General features: G+C 34.9%; 23 protein-coding genes. 8 read left to right on the top strand and 15 right to left on the bottom strand.

Annotated features, from left to right (window positions below; all coding sequences use genetic code 11):
• Positions 1-4 precede the first annotated feature (4 nt).
• Positions 5-1,498: a restriction endonuclease gene (locus QGM60_RS04520; RefSeq protein ID WP_281139042.1), complete on the top strand. Its 1,494-nt coding sequence runs from the start codon at positions 5-7 to the stop codon at positions 1,496-1,498.
• 280 nt (positions 1,499-1,778) lie between these two features.
• On the opposite strand, the gene QGM60_RS04515 is transcribed toward QGM60_RS04520, so the two are convergent.
• Genes QGM60_RS04515 through QGM60_RS04475 form a run of 9 tightly spaced genes read right to left on the bottom strand, consistent with a single transcriptional unit; the run spans position 1,779 to position 8,981 of the window.
• Positions 1,779-2,144 carry a hypothetical protein gene (locus QGM60_RS04515; protein ID WP_281139041.1) on the bottom strand — a complete coding sequence of 122 codons (366 nt, stop codon included), beginning with the start codon at positions 2,142-2,144 and terminating at the stop codon, positions 1,779-1,781.
• Between the two features lie 7 nt (positions 2,145-2,151).
• Positions 2,152-2,952: a DUF4138 domain-containing protein gene (locus QGM60_RS04510; RefSeq protein ID WP_281139334.1), complete on the bottom strand. Its 801-nt coding sequence runs from the start codon at positions 2,950-2,952 to the stop codon at positions 2,152-2,154.
• 39 nt (positions 2,953-2,991) lie between these two features.
• Positions 2,992-3,927 carry a conjugative transposon protein TraM gene (gene traM / locus QGM60_RS04505; protein WP_281139040.1) on the bottom strand — a complete coding sequence of 312 codons (936 nt, stop codon included), beginning with the start codon at positions 3,925-3,927 and terminating at the stop codon, positions 2,992-2,994.
• A 31-nt stretch (positions 3,928-3,958) separates the two neighbouring features.
• A complete protein-coding gene (locus QGM60_RS04500) occupies positions 3,959-4,573 on the bottom strand; it encodes a conjugal transfer protein TraK (RefSeq protein ID WP_281139039.1) in 615 nt (204 codons plus the stop codon).
• A 21-nt stretch (positions 4,574-4,594) separates the two neighbouring features.
• Positions 4,595-5,419, bottom strand: a complete 825-nt coding sequence (locus QGM60_RS04495; RefSeq protein WP_281139038.1) for a hypothetical protein — start codon at positions 5,417-5,419, stop codon at positions 4,595-4,597.
• Between the two features lie 8 nt (positions 5,420-5,427).
• Positions 5,428-6,015, bottom strand: a complete 588-nt coding sequence (locus QGM60_RS04490; RefSeq protein ID WP_281139037.1) for a conjugal transfer protein — start codon at positions 6,013-6,015, stop codon at positions 5,428-5,430.
• A gap of 4 nt (positions 6,016-6,019) precedes the next feature.
• Entirely contained in the window at positions 6,020-8,422 is a 2,403-nt protein-coding gene (locus tag QGM60_RS04485) for a TraG family conjugative transposon ATPase (protein WP_281139036.1), read from the bottom strand.
• Positions 8,409-8,693, bottom strand: coding sequence for a hypothetical protein (locus QGM60_RS04480; RefSeq protein WP_281139035.1), 285 nt, complete (start codon positions 8,691-8,693; stop codon positions 8,409-8,411). Before QGM60_RS04480 ends, QGM60_RS04485 begins: the two co-directional genes overlap by 14 nt.
• On the bottom strand, positions 8,694-8,981 hold the full coding sequence (locus QGM60_RS04475) for a hypothetical protein (protein WP_281139034.1): 288 nt from the start codon (positions 8,979-8,981) through the stop codon (positions 8,694-8,696). It lies immediately after the preceding gene.
• 189 nt (positions 8,982-9,170) lie between these two features.
• Between QGM60_RS04475 and QGM60_RS04470 the strand changes: the two genes are divergently transcribed.
• The 7 genes from QGM60_RS04470 to QGM60_RS04440 all read left to right on the top strand — a co-directional run bounded on the left by QGM60_RS04470 (position 9,171) and on the right by QGM60_RS04440 (position 13,816).
• Positions 9,171-9,800, top strand: a complete 630-nt coding sequence (locus QGM60_RS04470) for an N-acetylmuramoyl-L-alanine amidase (protein ID WP_281139033.1) — start codon at positions 9,171-9,173, stop codon at positions 9,798-9,800.
• Between the two features lie 212 nt (positions 9,801-10,012).
• Positions 10,013-10,387, top strand: coding sequence for a metalloregulator ArsR/SmtB family transcription factor (locus tag QGM60_RS04465; RefSeq protein ID WP_281139032.1), 375 nt, complete (start codon positions 10,013-10,015; stop codon positions 10,385-10,387).
• Positions 10,384-10,983 (top strand): mercuric transport protein MerTP, encoded by a 600-nt coding sequence (merTP, locus tag QGM60_RS04460; RefSeq protein WP_281139031.1) that lies wholly within the window; start codon positions 10,384-10,386, stop codon positions 10,981-10,983. The genes QGM60_RS04465 and merTP overlap by 4 nt, the downstream gene beginning before the upstream one ends.
• Positions 10,983-11,189, top strand: coding sequence for a GDCCVxC domain-containing (seleno)protein (locus tag QGM60_RS04455; protein WP_073240407.1), 207 nt, complete (start codon positions 10,983-10,985; stop codon positions 11,187-11,189). Before merTP ends, QGM60_RS04455 begins: the two co-directional genes overlap by 1 nt.
• A 35-nt stretch (positions 11,190-11,224) precedes the next feature.
• Complete coding sequence (locus QGM60_RS04450; RefSeq protein WP_281139030.1) at positions 11,225-11,635, top strand: transcriptional repressor; 411 nt, start codon at positions 11,225-11,227, stop codon at positions 11,633-11,635.
• 78 nt (positions 11,636-11,713) lie between these two features.
• On the top strand, positions 11,714-12,508 hold the full coding sequence (locus QGM60_RS04445; protein WP_281139029.1) for a cation transporter: 795 nt from the start codon (positions 11,714-11,716) through the stop codon (positions 12,506-12,508).
• A 177-nt stretch (positions 12,509-12,685) separates the two neighbouring features.
• Complete coding sequence (locus QGM60_RS04440; protein WP_281139028.1) at positions 12,686-13,816, top strand: cysteine desulfurase family protein; 1,131 nt, start codon at positions 12,686-12,688, stop codon at positions 13,814-13,816.
• Here the strand turns inward: QGM60_RS04440 and QGM60_RS04435 are convergent.
• Genes QGM60_RS04435 through QGM60_RS04410 form a run of 6 tightly spaced genes read right to left on the bottom strand, consistent with a single transcriptional unit; the run spans position 13,797 to position 21,533 of the window.
• A complete protein-coding gene (locus QGM60_RS04435; protein ID WP_281139027.1) occupies positions 13,797-14,249 on the bottom strand; it encodes a hypothetical protein in 453 nt (150 codons plus the stop codon). The genes QGM60_RS04440 and QGM60_RS04435 overlap by 20 nt on opposite strands.
• Positions 14,242-16,008: an ATP-binding protein gene (locus QGM60_RS04430; RefSeq protein ID WP_281139026.1), complete on the bottom strand. Its 1,767-nt coding sequence runs from the start codon at positions 16,006-16,008 to the stop codon at positions 14,242-14,244. Before QGM60_RS04430 ends, QGM60_RS04435 begins: the two co-directional genes overlap by 8 nt.
• A gap of 11 nt (positions 16,009-16,019) precedes the next feature.
• Positions 16,020-17,150 carry a phosphoadenosine phosphosulfate reductase family protein gene (locus tag QGM60_RS04425; RefSeq protein WP_281139025.1) on the bottom strand — a complete coding sequence of 377 codons (1,131 nt, stop codon included), beginning with the start codon at positions 17,148-17,150 and terminating at the stop codon, positions 16,020-16,022.
• Positions 17,140-20,364, bottom strand: coding sequence for a hypothetical protein (locus tag QGM60_RS04420; RefSeq protein WP_281139024.1), 3,225 nt, complete (start codon positions 20,362-20,364; stop codon positions 17,140-17,142). The genes QGM60_RS04425 and QGM60_RS04420 overlap by 11 nt, the downstream gene beginning before the upstream one ends.
• Entirely contained in the window at positions 20,357-21,220 is an 864-nt protein-coding gene (locus QGM60_RS04415; protein ID WP_281139023.1) for a DUF4007 family protein, read from the bottom strand. The genes QGM60_RS04420 and QGM60_RS04415 overlap by 8 nt, the downstream gene beginning before the upstream one ends.
• Positions 21,213-21,533, bottom strand: coding sequence for a helix-turn-helix transcriptional regulator (locus QGM60_RS04410; RefSeq protein ID WP_281139022.1), 321 nt, complete (start codon positions 21,531-21,533; stop codon positions 21,213-21,215). Before QGM60_RS04410 ends, QGM60_RS04415 begins: the two co-directional genes overlap by 8 nt.
• Positions 21,534-21,575: the final 42 nt, after the last annotated feature.

Raw genomic sequence — 21,575 nt, 5'->3', positions numbered from 1 at the left:
ATAAATGAAAATAGAAGACACTGAAGAAATACATAAACTAAAAGAAATTGTTGAAGAATTATGTGAAAAATATCGCTTAACAATTGAAATCGCTGAAGATAATTATTTCAAGATATTTACTGACCAATCCTCTGGAATAACACTTTTTCTTCAATTAGATGAAAACCAGAATTTATCATTTTACTTCCTTCAAAGAACGTACGATGTCTTTTACACAGGTGACAGATCCGATGCGCACGTTATTTTAAGTCTAATGTTTACATCCTTTTTAAGGTTTTATAAAACAGGGATTTCTTGCGAGCAATTTGACATTGCGCACCCTGTTGTGCCTGATGAGATTTGGGGAAGGTATTTGGTGCCAGTTCAAGTCCCAATTTTACACGGAATATCGACTGCTAAACAACTTATTGAAGTTATCACGGAAATTATAGAAATGGTTGCATTTTGGCGAGAAAGCTTATGGTATTTTTCAGGTTGTCCTTGTGATAAATGTTTAAAAGCTGAAAATATTGATAATTCAAATTACAAGTATTCCCTTGAAGACGTAGAAGCTTTATTCTCAGATTTACATAGTATATCCAGCCGTAACAATTATGGAGACCGAGAACGACCTGAATGGGTGTATTTCTATGACATAGAAGTTGAAGTGACGATGATAAAATCAAGTAGTCTCGCAAAATTTCTCAGTGCAACATTAGACTTGTGTGCAGATAAAACTGAACAGTTGAAAGGACAGAATGGTACATTTGTGCTAAGCGATAACATAAAAAACTTTGTTCACGATGACACAAGATTTGAGCTGGACGAATATTTCAATATTATCAATAAAGATGGAAAACTAAAAGGATACCCGGTTATTCCTATGGAAAATATGGTTGTTACTGTAATGGAAGATTATATTATTGCATTAGGTAGAATATGTGGATTTGAAGAATATAAAAAAGAAAAAGAGCTTATTAGACAGCGTCATAATAGAGAATCAGAACTATTATTTCCAATATCACAGTTTAAATGGAAAGAAAAGGTCTGTCCGGAGCAATTCGAATTATTAGTTAAAGCACTATTGGAGCGTGAGCCAAGCGTGAAAAGTGTAAGAAGACCTGCACCTGTTAATCAAGGGGATAAGGGTAGAGATTTAATTATTGAGTGGAATGTAATAAATGAATATATGTCAGATATCACACCGCCAAAAAAGTTGATTAAAGTTGTAGGTCAATGCAAATCGGGAAAATCTACAATTGGAAAAGGAAAAGTTATGGATATTAGAGATACCGTAGAGACTCACGATTCACAAGGGTTTTTCTTAGCGGTTAATACACAAATATCTGCACCATTAACCGAAAAACTTGAATCGTTGCAGTCTAAAGGAATTTGGACTTTTTGGTGGAATAGGGATGATATTGAAATGAGACTGTCTAAAAATCAAGATTTAATCCCAATGTTTCCAAACGTACTAACATCTAAAGACCACATCAAATTTGTAGATAGAGAAGATTAGTGATATAGTAATTCTATACGATTTCTTAAAATCAGAACACTAGATTGTTTTCGTCCAGAGTTTATATTCAATTAATCGTCAAAAAGGTAGTGTAATAGGTGGTGTAATAGGTGGTGTAAGTATAGTTGTAAAATAGATTAATTGCTGACTTTTCTATCTATACTTAATATTTTTTACTTTTTAGTCCGATTGATTTCTTTACAATTAAGGCATAAATGTGGCTATTCAGTATCTTTTGTACACTGAAAGTTAGTTCGGTAAATTTTAAGAAATTAAACTTTTAAAAAGGCCCTTTATCCCTCGGTCCATTGTGTGTTACTTTCCATTGCCCATCTTTTTTAACCAATTTAAAAACGCCAGGCTTAGGGTCATAGACTGTGGAATATTTTATCCAAGCAACTTCACCTTCCATAGCTTCATCAACAATCTTAAAGTTAGATTCTGAATTTTTATCCTGAACAAATAGTTCTTGAATACTGGAAAGATTGGTAAAGCCTTCTGCAGTAGTGTGTTTTTTAAGCGTTACTTTATCACCGTGATAAAAGCTTTCGGCGACAACTTTAGCAGTTTCAGAAGGTGACATATTACTACTTCCAGTACAGGATATAAAGAGAAGCACAAGTGAGCAAATGACTAAATTTTTCATAATACTATTAATTTGGGTTATTGATAAATCTATGTGATACTTTCAGTTCAATATTTCGTTCGCCGTCTTTCTCGTTCAATTCTAAAATTACCCTACGTTCACTGGATAATGAAAATTTTGATATTACATAAACCAATCGCACCTTTTTACCTTCTACAACTTTTGATGGCAATTGGTACTTGTAAATAGGTTTTTGATACAAACGTTGCAAAGATTTCTTTTTACCTTTCTGTCGAGTCTCGACAAAAAGATTTAGAAAATTTAAATCGTAATCCAACGTAGAATTGTTTTCAACCTGGATAACGAAGTAGAGCTCTTCTTTATCAAAAACAATATTCTCAACACTTAATGTAATGCCTTCATTTCGCTTCTTGATTCGACCAATACGCTGGTTTCTGTTAAGAAGATATGAGCAGAATTTTTGATAATAATAAGTGCTGTTATCTATACGTTTTTCAGAAGTTACAACCTTAGTCGAATCTGTTACAGTAGGCTTTTCATTCCCGATACTGTTAGATAGCGGAATGAAATAATTGAGCTTTGACAGCTGTTTTTTATACCTTACAATATACGAAAAAATTGAACCATTTCTATTGATTACCAATAGATTACTTTCCTTACCAGGCTTTGCCTGAAGTAGTCCAAAATATTGTTCTTTCTCACGATTGTAAGTAAAAACAAAATTATCTGAACCAGTTATGCCTTGTCTGATAGGTTCTGGAAAAAACAAGGCTACATTTTTGGTGTCGTTAGCGTAAATGGTGTCAAGTGGCTGTTGAGCTATCATATGGTTTATACAAAAAACCATTATGGCGATAAGGTAAGTTTTCATAATAGTATCTTTTAATTATTGCCGATTGTCGGCCTTTAGTATTAATCTGTAATTATTAAGCACGGTTACTTTAACTCTTCGATTAGAGCGTCGGAACACTTGGGTAATTCCGCCCACTTGCGGAACACTTGGGATATTGATATCACCGATGACATCATCGAGTACCTCTCTCGTTGCTTCAGCCCTAAAGTTATTCTCGACATAAATGCCTTCACTTCCGTCTTGCAAATCAAATGCTTTGAGTCTTGTGGGATGGTGATTTATATTTTCAATCTCAATCAAGGCACGATTAGGTTGAAAACTGATAAACCCAAAGACAGGGGTATTCTTTGGTATCAATTTACCATTGATAGTAGCTGCTTTTGTTAGGCGCATTCGTAATCTACTGTTTGCCTGTACGAGCTGTTCGCCATCCACAACTACATAGATGGTTTCATCGGTATTGCCTATAATCAAAGCATCATTGGGTTTAGGCGAAGCGGCAAAAAATAACTGATGTTCAAGCCCTAATACTTTAGCTTGAATTTTTTGTTCTCTTATTATTTCGGCTGAATCGATTTGTTGTACGTTCTTTTGAGCAACTTTCTTTCGCCCTAAGTTTCGATACTTCTTTTCTGAATATTGAATCTTACCTGCTTCATAAATACTATCCACAATACGTTTTTTTTCGCGTTCTGGTAAATCTGGGTCATAAAAGCCCAAGGAATCAATCAATTTTTCATCGTAGATGCTTGGTGCATTGGTTTCGCGGACTTCTTTTAAATCGTTAATGGCATCGAGCTTGGAATCATATTCTTTTTGATTTTCTTCCAAGTCCGGAACCAAGGTCTGTTCAAGATTTTCAGTTTCATTTTCATCATCACCCATAATCATTACAGAATAGGAAATAAGAAATAAGAAAATCACGGCCAATACAGCTGCAAAGACAATTTTGTTTTTTTCTACTTTCATAATCTTGGTTTTTTAAGTGGCAATTATCGGCTTAATTTTCATCGCTCAGTTTTTTTAAGGTGTTCTCAAAATAGTTGGTAATCAACAAGCCGTGAGGGTTGTTTGGAAAGTTTCTATCAACTGGAATTAAGTTTCCACTAGAAACCAATTCGTAGGTATCTATTATAGAACCTCTATTGATTTTGAATATGGTTACCGTTCTAAAGCGGTATGTACCATTTTGTTCTTCGACTTGGGAATCAATACTCAACACTTTTTGAACAAGCGAGTATTGCAGCAATCGGTTATAGACACCATCCGCTTTTTTCTGTCGATAGAGATTGTCCACAGAGCTATTGCCTAACCAAAGTGCCTTTTCCAGATTACGCTCGTAATTACTGGCATCGATATTATAGAAATAGTTGTGGAACAGGTCTAAATGGGCTAAAGCCTCTACCCTGAAATTTTCTTTTTGGGTAACAAGCTTGAGAGGAATGATACTTCCGTCTGTATTGATGGCAAAAGCACTATTGAGTGCGTCCTTTTTAGTTTTAAACGCCATCCATAAGGAAAAGGTGCTCGATAGCATCGCAAAAATGACAACTGCCAAGATGATAAACCTATTCAATTTTAAGACCTTGTATATGTTCTTGTATGGTGTTTTCATATTTTTATTTTTTTATCTGCCTTAGGCAGTAAATAATCTGAGGGTAAAAGTTGTGGCACGTCTGTATAGTTTGAATTTTAGAAAAACAATAAAAATTACCGACCCGAGTTGTACCACAGGTGCAAAAAAGCCTTGGCCAACATCTGTCCCAAATAGATTTGTCCAGAAGTTCGTATTGATTTCAGTATAGAGTGCATTTACAAAAACGTTGACTAAAAAGAACGCAGGCACCAACATATAAACGGCTGCGTACAATTTGAAAAATGTATAGGCAAGCGAGCGGAATTTCTCAAAAACCGCCAAACTAATGACGAGTGGAAAAAACGCTTGCATTATACCCAATAGAAAGTAGCGCTCTGCTAGGAATAAGGGATAGATGAACAAGTCCAATATCCATAGAATAAGACTGATGATAAATGCAAATATTTTGAATCCATATAGGGGTGTGACTAAAGCCTCATACAACAGTGTCATAGCATTTTTTGCTGCATCCATAAGATTTATATCTTCTTCTATGGGGATGTCTTGCATCTGTAAAGGCAATAAAGCAGGTGCAGTTCCACGATATTGAGACTCTATCGAAACTAGAATACCATCAAAGAACCCAAGCACTTGGGTTGAAAATATAACTAGAAGAACCACGGCGAAGTTCTTTGCTAGTTCCCCCGGGCTTAATCCCCAAGTATAACCATCCTTATCGGCAACACCTTCGTTATACTTTTTGAGAATATTGACCAGAAAAAACAGGACGGCAAGTGTCTTCATCCCGGCAATGGTATATTGCGAGAAGCTACTATTTTGTATCGTTTGAAAAACGGTATCGATATATTCTAGTCCAATTGACATTGCTTTTTCTAATAAGTAGTATCACGGTTATTCACTTTATCCTGCATTTTTCTGAATGAAATAATGTCCTTATAGCGTTTCGTTTTGGTAGTAATGTTGGACACCATTTCTTTGGATTCTCGTTCTTTCTGTTTCAAGACTTCGGCGCGTTCGGCATCAGACATTTTTAGATTATCGCTGGATAAAACTTCATCAATAAAATCCACTGTATCCAATGAATTTTGTACGATGGCATCAAATGATTCCGCAACCCGAGTGACTTCTTCTGGTTTGATGTAAGGCGAGTTCAGAATATCCTGTAAATCGTTTTGCATTACATTGATAAGGCGTTGGTTGTTCTGTGCAATTTCCTCGACTGCTCTTAACTGTTGGACGACGCTGGATACTTTCTCAATAGCCTCTTTAGCATCTTTCAGGAATTTTACAGACTTAATCATTTCAGCCGTCTGCTTACCTGATTCTATAAGCTGTTTTACTAGGCTGACAAAGTTGGTGTTGTCATAAACTGGCATTCCTTGAGCGGAAGCACTGCTAGGCAATAAAAGGCTAACCGTTAAGAATAGCCCGAATAGGATTGTTTTGATTTTTGTGTTCATAATATTATGTTTTAGATGTGAATTCTTTAATTGCCAATTCCATATCATTGGTCTTTTCATAAATGGCCATTATGGCCTCATTTTCCTGTCCATCGGTTAGGTAAGCTGCATACACTTCTTTAGGAACTTCAAGCCTAAAAATGTTGCTTTCCTTTCCTATTTTGATGAACATTTCGGTATACTTTCGTGGTCCGGAAAGATTATTTTTAATAGACTTTAATTGGTTTAAATCGTGACTCGAAAGGTTGAGCCGTTTCACCAATTCGTCATAACCTTTTTCATTATTCAAGCTATAAATGACTTGTGTGTTCTCTAGAATACTAGCTGATGTTGAATTGTTGGGTAGCTGATTGATGGATTGTAGAATAATCCCGATGGCACCATTCTGTTTACGAATGGCTTGATAGTAGAATTCTACACTTTCCAGCACGTTATCAAACTTCAATTGTTTGGCAAACTCATCGAAAAGGATGATGCCTTTTTCAGCTCTATTTTTCCAAATGGTTCTTTGAATGGCAGACTTTATCAGCTTCAACATTACGGACAAGATTTCTTTATTGTCCTTCACTTCATCCAGTTCAAAAACTATTAATCGTTTGTCTTCAATTTTATAGGTCTGATCTTCGCTAACTTCGAAAAGAAAGCTATATAGACCATCGCCGACATATTCTGACATTACGTGCAAGAAGCTTGTAATATTGAAGTAGTCGGGATGGATTTTTAAGGTATTCAGAAGGCCTTTCTGATTCCTTTCTATAAAGTTGTAGAAACCATCTAAAGAATGATTTTCTGAAGTGTTGTTATAATAATGGCGTAATATCTTTTTAACGGAAACCGATTGTGCTTTGGTAACTTTTAAGTCTGAAGCAAATAGTTCAAACAAGAAAACAGACAAGTCTTCCAAACGTTCTGGTGTCAGGTCATTTGCATCACTTATATAAAAAGGATTGATGCCTAAGTTTTTTCCACTTTCGTAGCGAAGCACTGTATATTTCTCAGGATATAGTTTGGCAAATTTGGTGTAGGATCCACCGAGGTCAATTATGACTAGGCGGACACCACTTTCAAAATATTGGCGTAGAATGTTATTTGCCAAAAAAGATTTGCCTTCACCAGTAGGGGCAAAAATGGCAAAGTTTCTTGCCTTAATACGCTTCTTACGCTCGTCCCAAACATCTTTTAGAACAGGAACATTGTGTTCCCTATCATTAAAGATGATTCCGGTTTCATCAGTCTTGTAATTGGTGTTGTTGATGAATAGGCATAAAGCGTGTTTTAAATCGGTAACATATAAATCGTTATTAGAGAAATTAGAAGAAAAACAGCAGTAACTGTTTAGTATATAATTTTTGCGTTCTTCACCTCTAGGATAATATGGAATGATATCCAATTCCTTAAACTCAGTTTTTATTTTAGAACCAATTCTGTCTAGCTCTCGGTCTTCCCGAGCCCAATAGATGATGTTTAAATGACCACGAATAATACGAGCATTGTCATCGGCATTGATTTGGTCCAGAATGTGTTGAATTTTGCCTAGAACTACTTTGTTCTGTGAACCGAAGTTGGAACTTTTGTTTAGTTCCTCAATTTTCTTATCTAGCAGCTTGCGCCACTTCTGTTTGTCATCCAAATATAGGATTTGATTGACGATATGATTTTCATTAAGCGTAAGCCCTAAGCCATCAATAAACCCCTGATGAAATACAAAATCGTCAGAAGTGAATCTCTCATTGGTTTTGCTACTCTGCACACTTTCGCCAAAGCACAGTTCGCTATTAATGGCTAGGGCATCAAAATGGTTTTCGCCAATATTGACGCTTTTTTTATCTAATATGATATCGGTGTCAAACCCGTCATTAAAACCATTGAAATAACCATTTGTGAGTCGTTGAATGTCGCCCGCTTTAAGCGGAACAAAAGTCATTTTTCGGCTATTGTTTATGAAGGAAACAGAATCACTAACAGACCCAATGAAACTCTTGACGTTGTCATCTAACTGTTGGACAATTCCTTTGGAAACTTTGCGGAAAGGGTTGACATATTTTGAATTATTTAGAGCCTTGTTCTTAGTGAGTGTAAAGAACAAAAAACAACGATGTTCCATATAATCACGTCCTTTGAAATGGTCGTGTGTTGCTTTTTCTAAAAACGTTGTATTGGGAAGTTTTTCTGAAGAATAAGTTTGCTTTAGGTAGATATCCTGTTTATGGACTACTGTGCCGACAGGTAAGGATTTCAAAGCCTGAAACCAGGCACTGTGAATGTCTTCAAAGTCTTTTTCAGACAGGGAATAAATTTCAGGTAGATTCCCTTCGTAGCATAAGACCACATTACCATTGTTGGCAAATATGATATTGTCTTGAATATCCGTAATAGGTTGATATGCCGAAAGGTTAATCTTGTTCATAGTCTAAGCCTGAGTTTCTTTTGTTACTTATGATTCTTGGGAAGGCTTTAGCCATCTGAAAAAGTTGTGGGTTATGGGCTATTCTTGTCAAAGCAACATATAAAGCAGCGTTAAAAACCATAACACCAATAATCACTAAGAAGCTGAACGAAAAAATAATGATTAACAAAGACGCGAGTATTGAAACCATCATTAAGGCAAATAGGGAAATAGGCAGTCCAAAAATGACCGCCCGTTTCCTGATGTTTTTATAGACTTCGAAGCGTTTCATCTATACTACGATTCCGATTAGGTAAGTGAAGATGCCGACAACTGCACCAGCAATCAATACAAACACAAGTACCCTTGTTATCCCTTTTTTGAGGTCTGCCTTTTCCCCAAAGAAATGCCCTGCGTTAAATAGGAAACCTACTAGGAAAATGACACCAAGTAAAATCGGGAAGATGGCTCTGATGGTATCACCTACATCGTTGACCGAATCTTCAATTCCACCAATTTGAGCAAAAAGCGAAGTGGATAAGAGCGAAAGAACTGATGCTAAAAAGTGTGATTTTTTCATAATAAAATTGTTTAGATTTTCGCGTTGTTTTTGTTGTTAGAAATTTACATATATTTGTTTATAAATAACTGAAAATAAAATATTTGTGAATAAAATATTATTTAAAACCAATTGAATTTATTTGCCATTATTTGGCATCAAATTCTATGGGTTTTTGAAAGAAATTTGTTGATAATCTGAAAATTGAAAATGAAAAAAGTACTCAAAAACGTCAGTTTTGCCTTTTTGCTTTTAAAAATGTGTATCGTTTTTGGACAAGAAAAGAGTTCTCAAAAACGAATTGTAATTGACGTTGGTCACGGTGGAAAAGATGCTGGCGCCATAGGTGTAAATGGCATCAAAGAAAAGGATGTTGTAATGGATATTGCAACCGCCATTTTGAGGCTAAATAATGAATTGGAAAAGCCTTTGGATATTTATCTGACCAGGTACAGTGATACCCTCATTTCGTTATCGGATAGAACGGAGCTGGCCAAAGCTCTAAAAGCAGATTTGTTTGTGTCGCTGCATTGCAATCATTCAGATAATCCAGATGCAAGAGGGATAGAAGTTTATGCTTCACAAAAGGGAACAAATAATTCCAAAGAATCTATTTATACAGGTTATCAAATTGAAAAAGCACTTTGCAAAGCCATAGGATATAAAAGTAGAGGAGTGAAGTTTGCAAATTTTCAGGTACTACGTGAAACTATTGACTATTGTACTTCGGTTCTTTTGGAACTGGGTTTTTTGAGTAATAGGGATGAAAGCAGTTATATTTCTGCTTCTAAGAATATCAAATTAATTGCCTTAGCCATTTTATTATCTATTAAAAACTAATACTATTATGAAAGATATATTTTTAGAGTTGACAAAAAGTTTAAAAGCTATTGTACTACAATTTATTGCAGAAGTAGTTTTGTTATATAAGTCATTTAGAAACTAGACTACTGCCATTTGTTTCTAGCAGTTCTATTAATCAAATAATTGCTATATTAAATATTATATATTTAAGTGTTTGCTTAAATAATAAAATAATGTAACTTTGCTTTATGGACAATAATTCTTGCATAAGACAACAAGCCGATTTAGAACAAATTAATCGTTGCAAAGACACGGTTTCGGAATTAAACGAATCGTTCGACTATTTGGCGAATGGACTTTCATTAGTTGGGAATAGCGTAAGACTTAAAATACTATACCTACTCTTTGAAGAAGATAGGTTTTGCGTTTGTGATTTAAGTGATATTCTTGGAATGAATATTTCGGCCATTTCCCAGCATTTGAGAAAAATGAAAGACCGAAATCTATTAGAAACCGATAGAGAAGCCCAAACGATTTATTACTCATTGACCGCTGAATATGAAAAACTACTCAATCCGTTTTTCGCAATACTTGATAAGAACAAAGTTTTAGAAGCAATATGAAAAGTGAAAATAAATTAATTGGAGCAGGCTTGCTAACTGCAATTACAGCTTCCTTATGCTGTATTACGCCTGTTTTGGCTCTTATCGCAGGAACAAGTGGGATTGCTTCAACATTCTCTTGGATAGAACCTTTTAGACCTTACCTAATCGGGCTTACAATTTTAGTTCTTTGTTTTGCCTGGTATCAAATGCTAAAGCCTAAAAAGGAAATCGATTGTGAATGTGAGACAGACGAAAAACCAAAATTCACACAGTCCAAAACTTTTTTAGGAATTATAACTGTATTTGCAATAGTAATGTTGGCATTTCCATACTATTCAGGAATTTTTTACCCAGACACGGCAAAACACATTATCGTAGTAGATAAATCGGATATTAAAACAACTGAATTTAAAATTAGTGGAATGACCTGTTCGGGTTGTGAGGAACACGTAAACCACGAAGTAAATAAACTCAGCGGAATCGTGAGCTCAAAAGCATCATACGAAAGTGGAAATGCAATCATTGAATTTGATAAAACCAAGACCAATGAAGCGGAAATTGAGAAAGCAATTAATTCTACAGGTTATAACGTGACCGACAAAAAAGAAAAATAATGGAAACTATATTGACATCTGAAATAACTTGCCCAAACTGCGGACATAAAAAAGTAGAAGAAATGCCAACGGAATCCTGTCAATTCTTTTATGAATGTGAGAGTTGCAAAACGGTTCTAAAACCAAATGAAGGAGATTGTTGTGTTTATTGTTCTTACGGAACTGTGCCTTGTCCGCCGATTCAAGAAAACAAAAGTTGTTGCTGAAAAGACAATACTCTAAAAAATGATATATTAGGAAAATGCAAACGGAAGAAGAAATCCTAAAAATAAAAAAAGTAAAAAACACCGCAGTACGAACGGTTGTTCTGCGCCATCTTTTAAGCCTAGAAAAAGCTCAATCATTAAAGGATATTGAAAATGCGCTGCCCTATACGGATAGAAGTTCTATTTTCAGAACACTAAAAACATTTGAGGAAAACAAAGTTATCCACAGCATTGAAGATGGCTCTGGAATGACCAAATATGCAGTTTGTGCGGAAGGCTGTAACTGCGACCCAAAAGACCTGCATTATCACTTTTATTGTACAAATTGCGATAGAACCTTTTGTCTTTTTGATGTCCCTATTCCCAATATTGAACTACCTGCTAATTTCAAATTACAACAAGCCAATATGGTTGTAAAAGGCTTGTGCGACAACTGTAACAGATAATCTTTGCAATCGGGTTGCACTAGTAGTTAATTACATTTGTATTATTTTTTCCACTAATAATAGCAACTGAGGATAGATATGCAAAAGACCCTATTTGAGATTCAAAAAATGGATTGTCCATCGGAAGAGAATCTAATCCGAATGAAACTGGATGGTATTTCAGAGATTAAATATTTAGATTTCGACATCCCCAATAGAATGCTAGCTGTTTTTCATAATGGGAAAAATGACCAAATTGAAAAGTCTATTATTGAATTGAATTTAGGTGGAAAGAAGATTTCGACACAACATACCGACCAAACTGATTTTGATGAAAGCACAAACCAAAAAAAGCTGCTTTGGTCAGTCCTTGCCATTAACTTTCTTTTCTTTTTAATAGAAATGACGACGGGACTGATTTCAAAATCAATGGGATTAGTTGCGGACAGTCTGGATATGCTTGCGGACAGTTTCGTTTATGGAATTAGCTTGTTTGCGGTTGGTGGAACTTTGATAAAAAAGAAACGAATTGCGAAACTTGCAGGATATTTTCAAATAGCACTTGCAATAGTTGGATTTGCAGAAGTCTTAAGACGGTTTTTTGGTACAGAAAAACTTCCTGATTTTTCCACTATGATTATCGTTTCGATTTTCGCACTTGCGGCAAATGGAATTTGTCTTTACATTTTACAAAAATCAAAAAGCAAAGATGAGGCACATATGAAGGCAAGTATGATTTTCACATCTAACGATGTAATTATCAACTTGGGAGTTATAACCGCAGGAGTTTTAGTCAATTGGTTAAATTCCAATAGACCTGATTTGATTATCGGAACAATCGTATTCATCTTGGTAATTCAAGGTGCATTTCGGATTTTAAAACTAGGTAAGTAGCCTTATTCTACTTTCATTTATCCTCAAAATTTCATCGAAAGCAATCAAATTAAACAATTACTTAGAAACTATTTGGCTTTATGTAATTATACTATTTATCGTTATCATTTATTATTCCCGGCTTAAAATAGAGATTGGTTTAATATTTTTAACTTTGCATTTGATTTTTATAAAGAAGTGATAAAAGGACCTATTTATTTTGATTTTGCATCATCCACACCAGTGAATGAACAAGTTTATGAGGCGATGGCACCATACTTTCTCAGTTATTTTGGGAATGCATCCAGTAGCACTCATATGCAAGGTGAACTAGCTTCCAAAGCAGTTGTAAATGCAAAAAGTCAGATATCCAAACTTGTAAATTGTAAAGAGGACGAGGTCTTTTTTACAAGTGGTTCAACTGAGTCCATCAAATTGGCTATAAGTCAAGTATTTTATAATAGTCTGGGTACGGGAAACCATATAGTCACTTCTAAAGCAGAGCATAAAGCAGTTCTGGATACGTGTAAGGATTTAGAAAAAATTGGTGCTCAGGTAACCTATCTTGATGTCGATGAGAATGGAAAAATCGATATGCAGGCATTGGAACAAAGCATTGGTAAGAACACGGTACTTGTAGTTTTAATGCACGTGAATAATGAAACCGGTGTTGTTACAGATATTAGAGATATTGGGACTTTATGTAAAAAGAAGAATATTCTATTTTTTACAGATGCAACACAGTCCTACGGGAAACTTCCGCTAAACTTCCAAGAGGAACATATAGATATATTATGTTTCAACGCTCATAAAATTTATGGGCCAAAAGGTATTGGTGGTTTATTAATCAAATCAACAGCTAAGACTAAATCGGGCATAATGGTTAAGCAACTTATCGAATCCGTAAATCTAGGGACTCAAAATGTTCCAGGAATTGTAGGGTTAGGAAAGTCAAGTGAGCTAGCGATGTCTGAGATGAAGACTAATTATGAAAGAATTCAAAAGTTGAATACTCGTTTTCAGCAAGAATTACATCAGTTAGAATTAGGTAAAGTTAATGCGGTTTCGGCAACTAAAAGCCCTTATATTCTTAATGTTCAACTCTTACATCAGGATGCCGAGTCATTTATCCTTAAGAACAAGAACTTAATTTCGGTGTCAATGGGTTCTGCTTGTAACTCTAGAATAATAGAAGAATCGCACGTGCTAAAAAGTATGGGACTGAGTAAAGAAATAGCCGATAGAAGCATTCGCATTAGTTTTGGTGCTACTACAACTCAAGCTCAGTTGGACACATTGATATATACAATTAAAAACGGGAATAATTAGTCTCAAAGGAATTCACAATAGAAGCTGCTAATTTCTTGATTTTTGAATTTCCTGTTCTTGGACTAAGTCTTACCCACGAAATAACATCAAAAGTGGGATTGAGCTTACCGCGTAACAATATCAGTTCTTTTTGTACAAGATATTCTACAGCCTCTCTATATGATTTTTCTACTGAGGTAAATTCCCTTGGTTTTGGCAGAGGAAAGGATAAGAGTAAAATATCGTCAACATCATTGACTTCATAACCTCGGGTTTCAATAAACCGTTTTCGTAAGGTTCCCTTTCTGTTAAAATGGGCACCTGCCCTTCCAATTGTGCCGGTATAACTATTGGTCATCCCTACATAAACAAATTTATGTTTTTTAGAAAGCCAGATGTAAATATAAGCTTGGTCGGCGCCATTAAAGGCGCCTAGGATACTAGTCTCAAGCATACTTTTCGTCACTGTAATTTGGTGGCAAATCGTTCTCTAGTTTCCTGCACATATTCGCCAAAAATTCAGATACAATCCTTCTTGACTCTCTTAAAATGACTTTAAGGTCGTCGTACTCATATTTTTCAATATTCTTATAGGCATACAGCTCGGAATCGGCAAATTGAAGCATCATTAAATCGAAAAGAATCTGTAAATCTCTATTTTCGGCATTGTCTTCATAGATTAACCTTGCAAAGCGGTGAATTTTATTAATCCTAACACAATTGCCCAAATCGGTATCATAATAAGGTTCCCAAAGTAGGTTGTCTTCAACGGATGATACCCTGAATATTTTTGTAAGGTTAGGGTTCTTTTCACCTTTTACTGCCTCTTCTTTTTCATCATCGGTGTAGTCATCATCCACATCGTCCACTTCTTCACCTTTATCCTCTTTCATCATCTTGATTATCCACTTGATTTTTGAGGTCATATCATCAGTAATAGCTTTTAATCGTTCTAAAGCTACTTCCTCGTCAGGTAGGTCATCACCTGGCAAAATTTCAATCTGTTCAAATTCTTCTAAGAGTTTGTTAGCAATTTCATTAGGTGCTTTATTTATAATGTCGCGGCTTATCTTACCCGCATTTTTCCAAGCTGCCTTGCTTTTACTTTTAGCTTCCTTGGTAAAATCACTGATATTTCTAAATGCTTCTTCAGAGAGGGTTAACGATGATTTTTTCACATCAATATTAAAGAAATCGTCTGCCTCGTCATTAATAAGTATTCGTCCCCTAAAAGCATAAAAATCTTGGTCATAAGGGATAATACCTTGAAGGTTAGAAGCCCAAGATATAAGCCTCTTGTTTCTATAAACATAAAAGCCATAGTTGCCCGCCTCAATTAAATATCTCTCACGTACTTCCTTATCTCTTGATTCGCCAATATTCTTAATTCTATAGATAGGTGGGTAGGGAAGCTGGGTTATCTCAATGGTAACATTAATTTGTAGTTCATCATCAAGTGTAAGCTCTTTTGGTTTCTCTATCCATCGTACTTCTGTCCCGTCCCATTCATTTTCGTTCAAGTTTCCATTTTCGTCGGCTTCTGAGACAAACAATGGGTCAATGGCGTTTATTTCCTTATCACCAATGGTTATGTGTACACCATTTTCTGATAGGAAATAGAAATAGATTACACCAACTTTTGTTTTAAGTTCCTTAATGGTATTTCTAACACTTGGATGGTTGTTGAGTCGGATAGCAGAAATTATAATGATGGTACCTTTGCCTTCTTTTAGGTAGGTTTCAATGAGCTCAGATTCATTCTCTTCAATTTCAGTTTTTTCTGCAAAATATTCTTTGGCTTCCATCACTTTTGGAAGAGAGACTTCGTATTTGTTGAATCCTGTACCATCTGAAGAAATAACCTTTAGTACATCCCCTTGTGAAAATGAGGCCGATTTTAAGCCCAAACCAAATTTGGATAGCGATTTATCATCATAATGGTCATCTGTTGAGCCAAGTTTGAGTGCTTCTTTGATGGCATTTTCATCCATACCATCACCATCGTCTATGATAATGTATTCCTTGACATTGTTTCTCTTATTATCAGAAAAGTCTTCACGTTCTTTCTTGATTAAGAGATTTATATTATTTGCATTTGCTCTTACCGAGTTATCTATAATATCGCAAATAGCGGCAGACGTTGTGTAGCCAATTCTACTTAACCCGAACAAAAGCCTTCCGGCATCTATTGATAAATCGATTTTATCACTCATATATTAATATTTTAAATGAAACAGCTGGCGCAACCTAGGCCTTCCGCTTCTATAATTTCATCTTTCCAACTGTTAGTGGTTCTTTTATTCAGCTGTCTTTTCATTCTTGTGAAATGTTCTTTCTTTATGGCTTTAACACGCTCTGGTTTAGATAATTCTTCTAAAGTTTCGCTGTCCATCCAATTGTACCCGTCTTTTTCATATACCATAGCTTTTTGAAATAAAGATGGATGGTTTTCCAGTAACCAAACCCACTCAATTTTTTGCTGATAGAAACAAAAAAAACAACCCGACCTACTACGTGAGTACGTTCCGGTTTCCATTTTACCATCAATTTCTACTTGGTATTTCTTTTTTAGATAGTAAGCGGGTATTCCAACACCACTCTCATCAAGTATCTTAAAAATATCATCCAATACTAAATTTTCATCGTTTTCTACCAAAGGGAAATCATCTAAAAAAGCAACAGGGTAATCAGTATTTTCTTTTAAATATTGAAATACCACACGATTGAATAATTTAATATCACTGTTTAAGAGAAAATCTAATTTTTGCCCTTGCCTAAAACTTGGCGAAATAGGCAGTTTGACCTTATTGAGAATATCTTCTTTTAAATGACTAGGGCTATGACTTTCGTAAAGACTTGTAATTTTGGGAATATTATTATTGGCTAGAACTTCTTTTATAACGTCTTCACTCCAAATGTTTTTTCTAAACGGAAAAATAGACTGTACATTGGTTTTTTTGGATATATAGCCCTCTCTATTTTCGTCCCCACGTATTCCTACATAAGATATTGTAGGCTCATCACCAATGTATTTCTCAAAGGGTTCTAGCTTCAGCTTCTTGGTACACCACCTTGCTGTTGATGAGGGCAGATAACCACCATACTCGGCCAAAAAATGGTCAAAAGTGGTTTTGTAAGGGGTCTCTTTTTCTGGTTCGACTGCGAAAATTGTTTTAATGTCTTTTCCCAACCTACTGTTTAGTGCTTCTATAAGCTCATAAGTTTCTTTTAACTCTTTACCTGTATCACAAGAATAATACTCTACATCCAAATCGGGGTATAGGTTTTTGAGATAAAGTGCTAATGCAGCACTATCTTTTCCTCCAGAAATTCCCAGTACGTGTTTAACTTTCATCGTGCAAAGTTTTTAAATATCTAATTACAGCAGCTGCACTCAATTTGTCATTTTTGGATAATACTTTGGCCAAATCCTTTTGTAATTCTGAAACTTTCTTTTCTTCAGAAGAGTTTAGAACAATATTTTGTTTTATGGTTTTACCTGAGACATCTGTTAGTTGAAACTGTACTATTTCATTATTTACGTTTTCATTTGCTAAAGAGTGTAACTCCAATAAATTGTCTAAATTTGAGAATATCTTTCTTGTATTATCCATCAAAAGTGCCTCATCCTCATCATTCATTTTCTCAATAGACTTTCCAAGAATCACATCAGCAATGGATTTTAGCCAAGAATCACGTTCGTCTAATTTGGACATTATGCGGTTAAGAAAGACTTTTTCATTTTGAATCAACAAATGTGGTTTCAACGACCTGTAACGCGCTTGAATTTTACTCTTGTAAGCTATAAAATCTTTACTTTTCAGGTTCAGAGCGTCACATATATTTTCTTCATACCTATTGAGCAAACCTTCATAGGCAACCCTTATTTCACTGATAGCACTATTTAGGCGCTCAATGAAATCATTCAGGATTTCACTATCATTTTCTTCGAGGTTAATATTTTTATATCCTAATCCTTTAGGTATTTCTGCTAGTAGCGCATTTTCTGGATCCTTAGCAGATGCTATAGCATCCCTTAAGCCTTTAGCTGGTGGACTTAATCGATTAGTTTTTTTTACGTATTCCGGTAGGGCATTGTAAAAAGCTATGAAACTACTGAAAATAGAAATCAGCGAACTTTCTGGTTTTTTACTAGATGTATCTACACCTGTAATCTCTTTGTATTTATTGAAAAGATTCAGTCTTACACCTTCAATTTTGTATGATTTTAATTGATAATCTGAAGGCTTCTTATGCACGAGGTCAAGCACTTCGCTAGTTAGGTAAGGCACATACCCAGAACCTTTATGAAATAAAGCATAGTCTTGATTTTTTACAATAAGGAATATGGGAACCCAAAAATCGATGAACCCTTTTTTAAGTTTAAATGGTGGTTTGGTTAACGATTCGTATAATTCAGATAAGTTCTTTTTAATATGTTTTGAATCCTCCAAGAAATTGCTGCAATAATTCCAGAGCGGACTAAAAGTAGAATCTGTAGGTTCATTGAGGGAATATGCATTGTTTTGTTCCCGATGTATTCCTGTTGCTTTTAACAATCCTAAATAAATCGATTTTTGAGGTGGGAACTTGCTATCTTCATAATTTAAGTTTTCTTCCTCAGCATACTGCAGTAAATCTTTGAGCAAATTTTTACGAGCAGTTAAGATAGGTGTGCTTAAATACTCTTTGTTGACCATCTCATTTAAAAAACGAGGCGTCTCAGAATATTCATCTTTTACTATCAGAGAGAGATTTCGGTTTAAGGAAACCTTAGAATCAATCTTAAGCTTTTTACCATGGTAGAACCAATCCGCATTAACATTGTCATAGATGCCGTGTTCTAGAAGTTTTTGTAGTTTTTGTACTTCGTGGGCCTTCTCTTCTGTTAGAATTTTTTTTACAACATTGTCCTCGGCATACTTTTGCAATACAAAATCTATCTTTTCGATTTCATAGATGCAGGACTTTACAAATTCAAAATCTTTGAGAAGTACATATAGTTGTGCAGGTTGTCGGGCATCGTTAGTTTTTAAATCCTTAAGTTTTACATCCTTATTGAGAATTATATGTATGTAGCCGTCAATTTCCCCTTGAGGCGTAGTATTCTCAATGTAATCAGATATATTTACCTTAAAGAACCTTGGCGTACCAATTTCAAAATATGCTTCCTTAGCAAAATGGTATTTTTCTTTAAAATAGTGTTTGGTTTTTGAAGCAATATTTATAGCGGTGTCTATATGTGAACCTGCATCAATCAATTCTTGCTCTATGTCAACGTCCGTTCCGTCAATGAAGAAAAACTTATTGCGATAATTATAGAATTTAATTATTTTTTGACTTATGAGTTTTTCAATATATGTTTCGGAATCAGGAATGTTTAAGGCATACTTTGCATAATTTTCTAAGAAAGTTTTATCTAGCCTACCAAAAGATTTTGCGAATAAGTTTACCAGACCGATGGTCTTTATGATTTTTGCTAAATGCTCATATCCTTTATTATTAATCGCTTCTGCCTTATCCAATGCTTTTACAATGGTATTCCATTGAGGCTTGTGTGGGTTTGAATATCTATCTTCTAATTCACTGGTTAAATGAATCGTTAAATAATCAAACACATCGGCTACATTAAAAAATGTATGGTTGTCTTTATCTATTTTGTCAAAGAAAACTTTACTATTAGCTAAAAAAGAGAATAAGGACCTTTCATTCTGACCATACTTTTGCAAAGCTTGAGCCAAGATATTTGCCGATAGAATATCAAAAGGATAAAGTTTATTGGCTAAATCGTAATTCAGAGTTTCCGAATTGCTGACGAGCTTGCTTTCGTTTATTTTATTGAATAAATCATCAAAACCAATATCCTTTGGTTTTTTAATTTTCAAATCCTCTATTCTTTCTGACGCTAAATAAAGTAGTTGCTCAATGGGTTCATCAAACGAAATGTCAATTAACCTCCCTTTTACCTTATCCCATTCATTCTTTTGGTTTTGAGATAGGTCAATGGCGTAAGAACCAAAATTTTGATGTAGCGTTGTAATTAAAATAATATTCCTGTTGGAATCATTTACTAGCTCAGCTAACTGTTGTATAAAGTATAATTCGCTATCCGGATTGTGTTTGGCTGCATATTCAAGAAATTTACCAAACTCATCGATTAAGATGACCAGTATTTCACCCTTATCTTTAAGCGATGCAGCACGCCTGCCTATCGTATCAATAAGACTAGTATTGGCTGTATCTTCCTTAACTTTAAAGGATTTCTTTAGTACTGTTGTTAACGGTGCGGCTTCCCCAATAATTTTTAAGAATGAAAATTTTTGAAATCCTTTAAACTGGCCATTAAGATTAGCAAAATAAGGTTTTCTATCATTAAGGTTTTTTTCAAAAGCCCATAGGAAACTGGACTTTCCTGTGCCATAAGAGCCAATTATATTAAATGAATGATGTCCCTGTTGAAAACCAGAAACTATTCTTTCAAAAACATTTTTTGCGTTGGGTGTAACTACGTAATTGATGTCGTTTACGGCATCGCGCTCAATATTTGTGGATGTTGTAAACTTATGCATTATAGTAGCGTTCTAATGTATCCCATTTGTTAGGGATATTTTTAATTTGTAATTCTTTTCTTCCGGCATCCTTCTTATAAACAACATCTTTAAAAGTTTCCGATATTTCCTGGATTTTGAGTTCCGTACCTTCGGTAGAGCAAGCAAATGCATCACCTATCTTATTTTGTATATCATCAAAACTTATAGACGTAAGCTCCGGGAATTTATCTAAGATTAGGAAATAAAATATTTCTATAGGTATCTCTGGTCTTTCACTTACCTTTAATTGAAAAACTGAACCTTCCTCGGTATCGGTAATTTTAGTAATAAGATTGAGGTCGATGAAGATGGACGACAAATCGTCTTCCATATCCTTGATGTTCTTATCGGCTAGGTAATATGTTTTTATAAATACCTTGATGTCATTTTTCAGCGAGTTTTCAGCTATCGAAGTTTCATTGTTATTAGCTGTCCTTATCAAATACCTTAGCAGTTGCTGGATTGTAAATTGTGAATTAACCCTAACTTTTCGGAATTCTTTAAAAACTAAAGGGTAAATAGATGCTAGGTTGGTGTCTAACAATTTGTAGTGCAACAACCACAGCGTACCTTCGTATTCTAAAAAAGGGTCGTAACCTGTATTGCTATCAAAGATTTTATTGGCGAATACAGTAGTTTGGTCGTTTTGGTCATTTATATTGAAAGCCTTTAGCCAGAAATTAATAGACATCACCATATTCTTTCCCACACCTAAAGCTGTTACCGCATCTGGATTTTTGAAAGACTGTCCCATAGAAAGATAATCGTAGCCTTTCTTCAACCAAAAATGGCGACAGTGAAATGTTTCGTGTCCTGTAAACGTTAGTTTATTCATTTATTTTCGATTCGCCGTTTTTATTTTTTAAATAATTCAATTTGTCTTTACATTCAACTAAAATACTCTCTGGATTTTCTTCCTCTAAAAGGGTGAATACTACCTTATCGGTTAAGTATTTTTTTTCCAAATCAGAAACGGCAACATTGTAGAATGATGCGAAGTCTGACAGAAGTTCTCTTTTGGGAAGCCTCTCATTTCTCTCGTATTTGCCAAGTGTAGACTGGTCTATATCTAGTGCCGCAGCAACTTTTCTTATAGGCAAGTTTTGCAATTCCCTTAGTGTTCTGAGATATTCACCCAATGTTTCCATCGTTGTTGAATTTTATTTTAGAGACAAATTTTGTCCTTACAA

The organism is Winogradskyella sp. SYSU M77433 (genome assembly GCF_029911945.1).
GTDB lineage: Bacteria > Bacteroidota > Bacteroidia > Flavobacteriales > Flavobacteriaceae > Winogradskyella.
The sequence above is the reverse complement of the archived record's forward strand: the minus strand, read 5'-3'. Positions and strand labels throughout refer to the sequence as shown.

Coding starts and splice junctions, on each gene's coding strand:
- QGM60_RS04520 (WP_281139042.1), top strand. CDS start 5: ATGAAAATAGAAGACACTGAAGAAATACATAAACTAAAAGAAATTGTT.
- QGM60_RS04515 (WP_281139041.1), bottom strand. CDS start 2,144: ATGAAAAATTTAGTCATTTGCTCACTTGTGCTTCTCTTTATATCCTGT.
- QGM60_RS04510 (WP_281139334.1), bottom strand. CDS start 2,952: ATGGTTTTTTGTATAAACCATATGATAGCTCAACAGCCACTTGACACC.
- traM (WP_281139040.1), bottom strand. CDS start 3,927: ATGAAAGTAGAAAAAAACAAAATTGTCTTTGCAGCTGTATTGGCCGTG.
- QGM60_RS04500 (WP_281139039.1), bottom strand. CDS start 4,573: ATGAAAACACCATACAAGAACATATACAAGGTCTTAAAATTGAATAGG.
- QGM60_RS04495 (WP_281139038.1), bottom strand. CDS start 5,419: ATGTCAATTGGACTAGAATATATCGATACCGTTTTTCAAACGATACAA.
- QGM60_RS04490 (WP_281139037.1), bottom strand. CDS start 6,015: ATGAACACAAAAATCAAAACAATCCTATTCGGGCTATTCTTAACGGTT.
- QGM60_RS04485 (WP_281139036.1), bottom strand. CDS start 8,422: ATGAACAAGATTAACCTTTCGGCATATCAACCTATTACGGATATTCAA.
- QGM60_RS04480 (WP_281139035.1), bottom strand. CDS start 8,693: ATGAAACGCTTCGAAGTCTATAAAAACATCAGGAAACGGGCGGTCATT.
- QGM60_RS04475 (WP_281139034.1), bottom strand. CDS start 8,981: ATGAAAAAATCACACTTTTTAGCATCAGTTCTTTCGCTCTTATCCACT.
- QGM60_RS04470 (WP_281139033.1), top strand. CDS start 9,171: ATGAAAAAAGTACTCAAAAACGTCAGTTTTGCCTTTTTGCTTTTAAAA.
- QGM60_RS04465 (WP_281139032.1), top strand. CDS start 10,013: ATGGACAATAATTCTTGCATAAGACAACAAGCCGATTTAGAACAAATT.
- merTP (WP_281139031.1), top strand. CDS start 10,384: ATGAAAAGTGAAAATAAATTAATTGGAGCAGGCTTGCTAACTGCAATT.
- QGM60_RS04455 (WP_073240407.1), top strand. CDS start 10,983: ATGGAAACTATATTGACATCTGAAATAACTTGCCCAAACTGCGGACAT.
- QGM60_RS04450 (WP_281139030.1), top strand. CDS start 11,225: ATGCAAACGGAAGAAGAAATCCTAAAAATAAAAAAAGTAAAAAACACC.
- QGM60_RS04445 (WP_281139029.1), top strand. CDS start 11,714: ATGCAAAAGACCCTATTTGAGATTCAAAAAATGGATTGTCCATCGGAA.
- QGM60_RS04435 (WP_281139027.1), bottom strand. CDS start 14,249: ATGCTTGAGACTAGTATCCTAGGCGCCTTTAATGGCGCCGACCAAGCT.
- QGM60_RS04430 (WP_281139026.1), bottom strand. CDS start 16,008: ATGAGTGATAAAATCGATTTATCAATAGATGCCGGAAGGCTTTTGTTC.
- QGM60_RS04425 (WP_281139025.1), bottom strand. CDS start 17,150: ATGAAAGTTAAACACGTACTGGGAATTTCTGGAGGAAAAGATAGTGCT.
- QGM60_RS04420 (WP_281139024.1), bottom strand. CDS start 20,364: ATGCATAAGTTTACAACATCCACAAATATTGAGCGCGATGCCGTAAAC.
- QGM60_RS04415 (WP_281139023.1), bottom strand. CDS start 21,220: ATGAATAAACTAACGTTTACAGGACACGAAACATTTCACTGTCGCCAT.
- QGM60_RS04410 (WP_281139022.1), bottom strand. CDS start 21,533: ATGGAAACATTGGGTGAATATCTCAGAACACTAAGGGAATTGCAAAAC.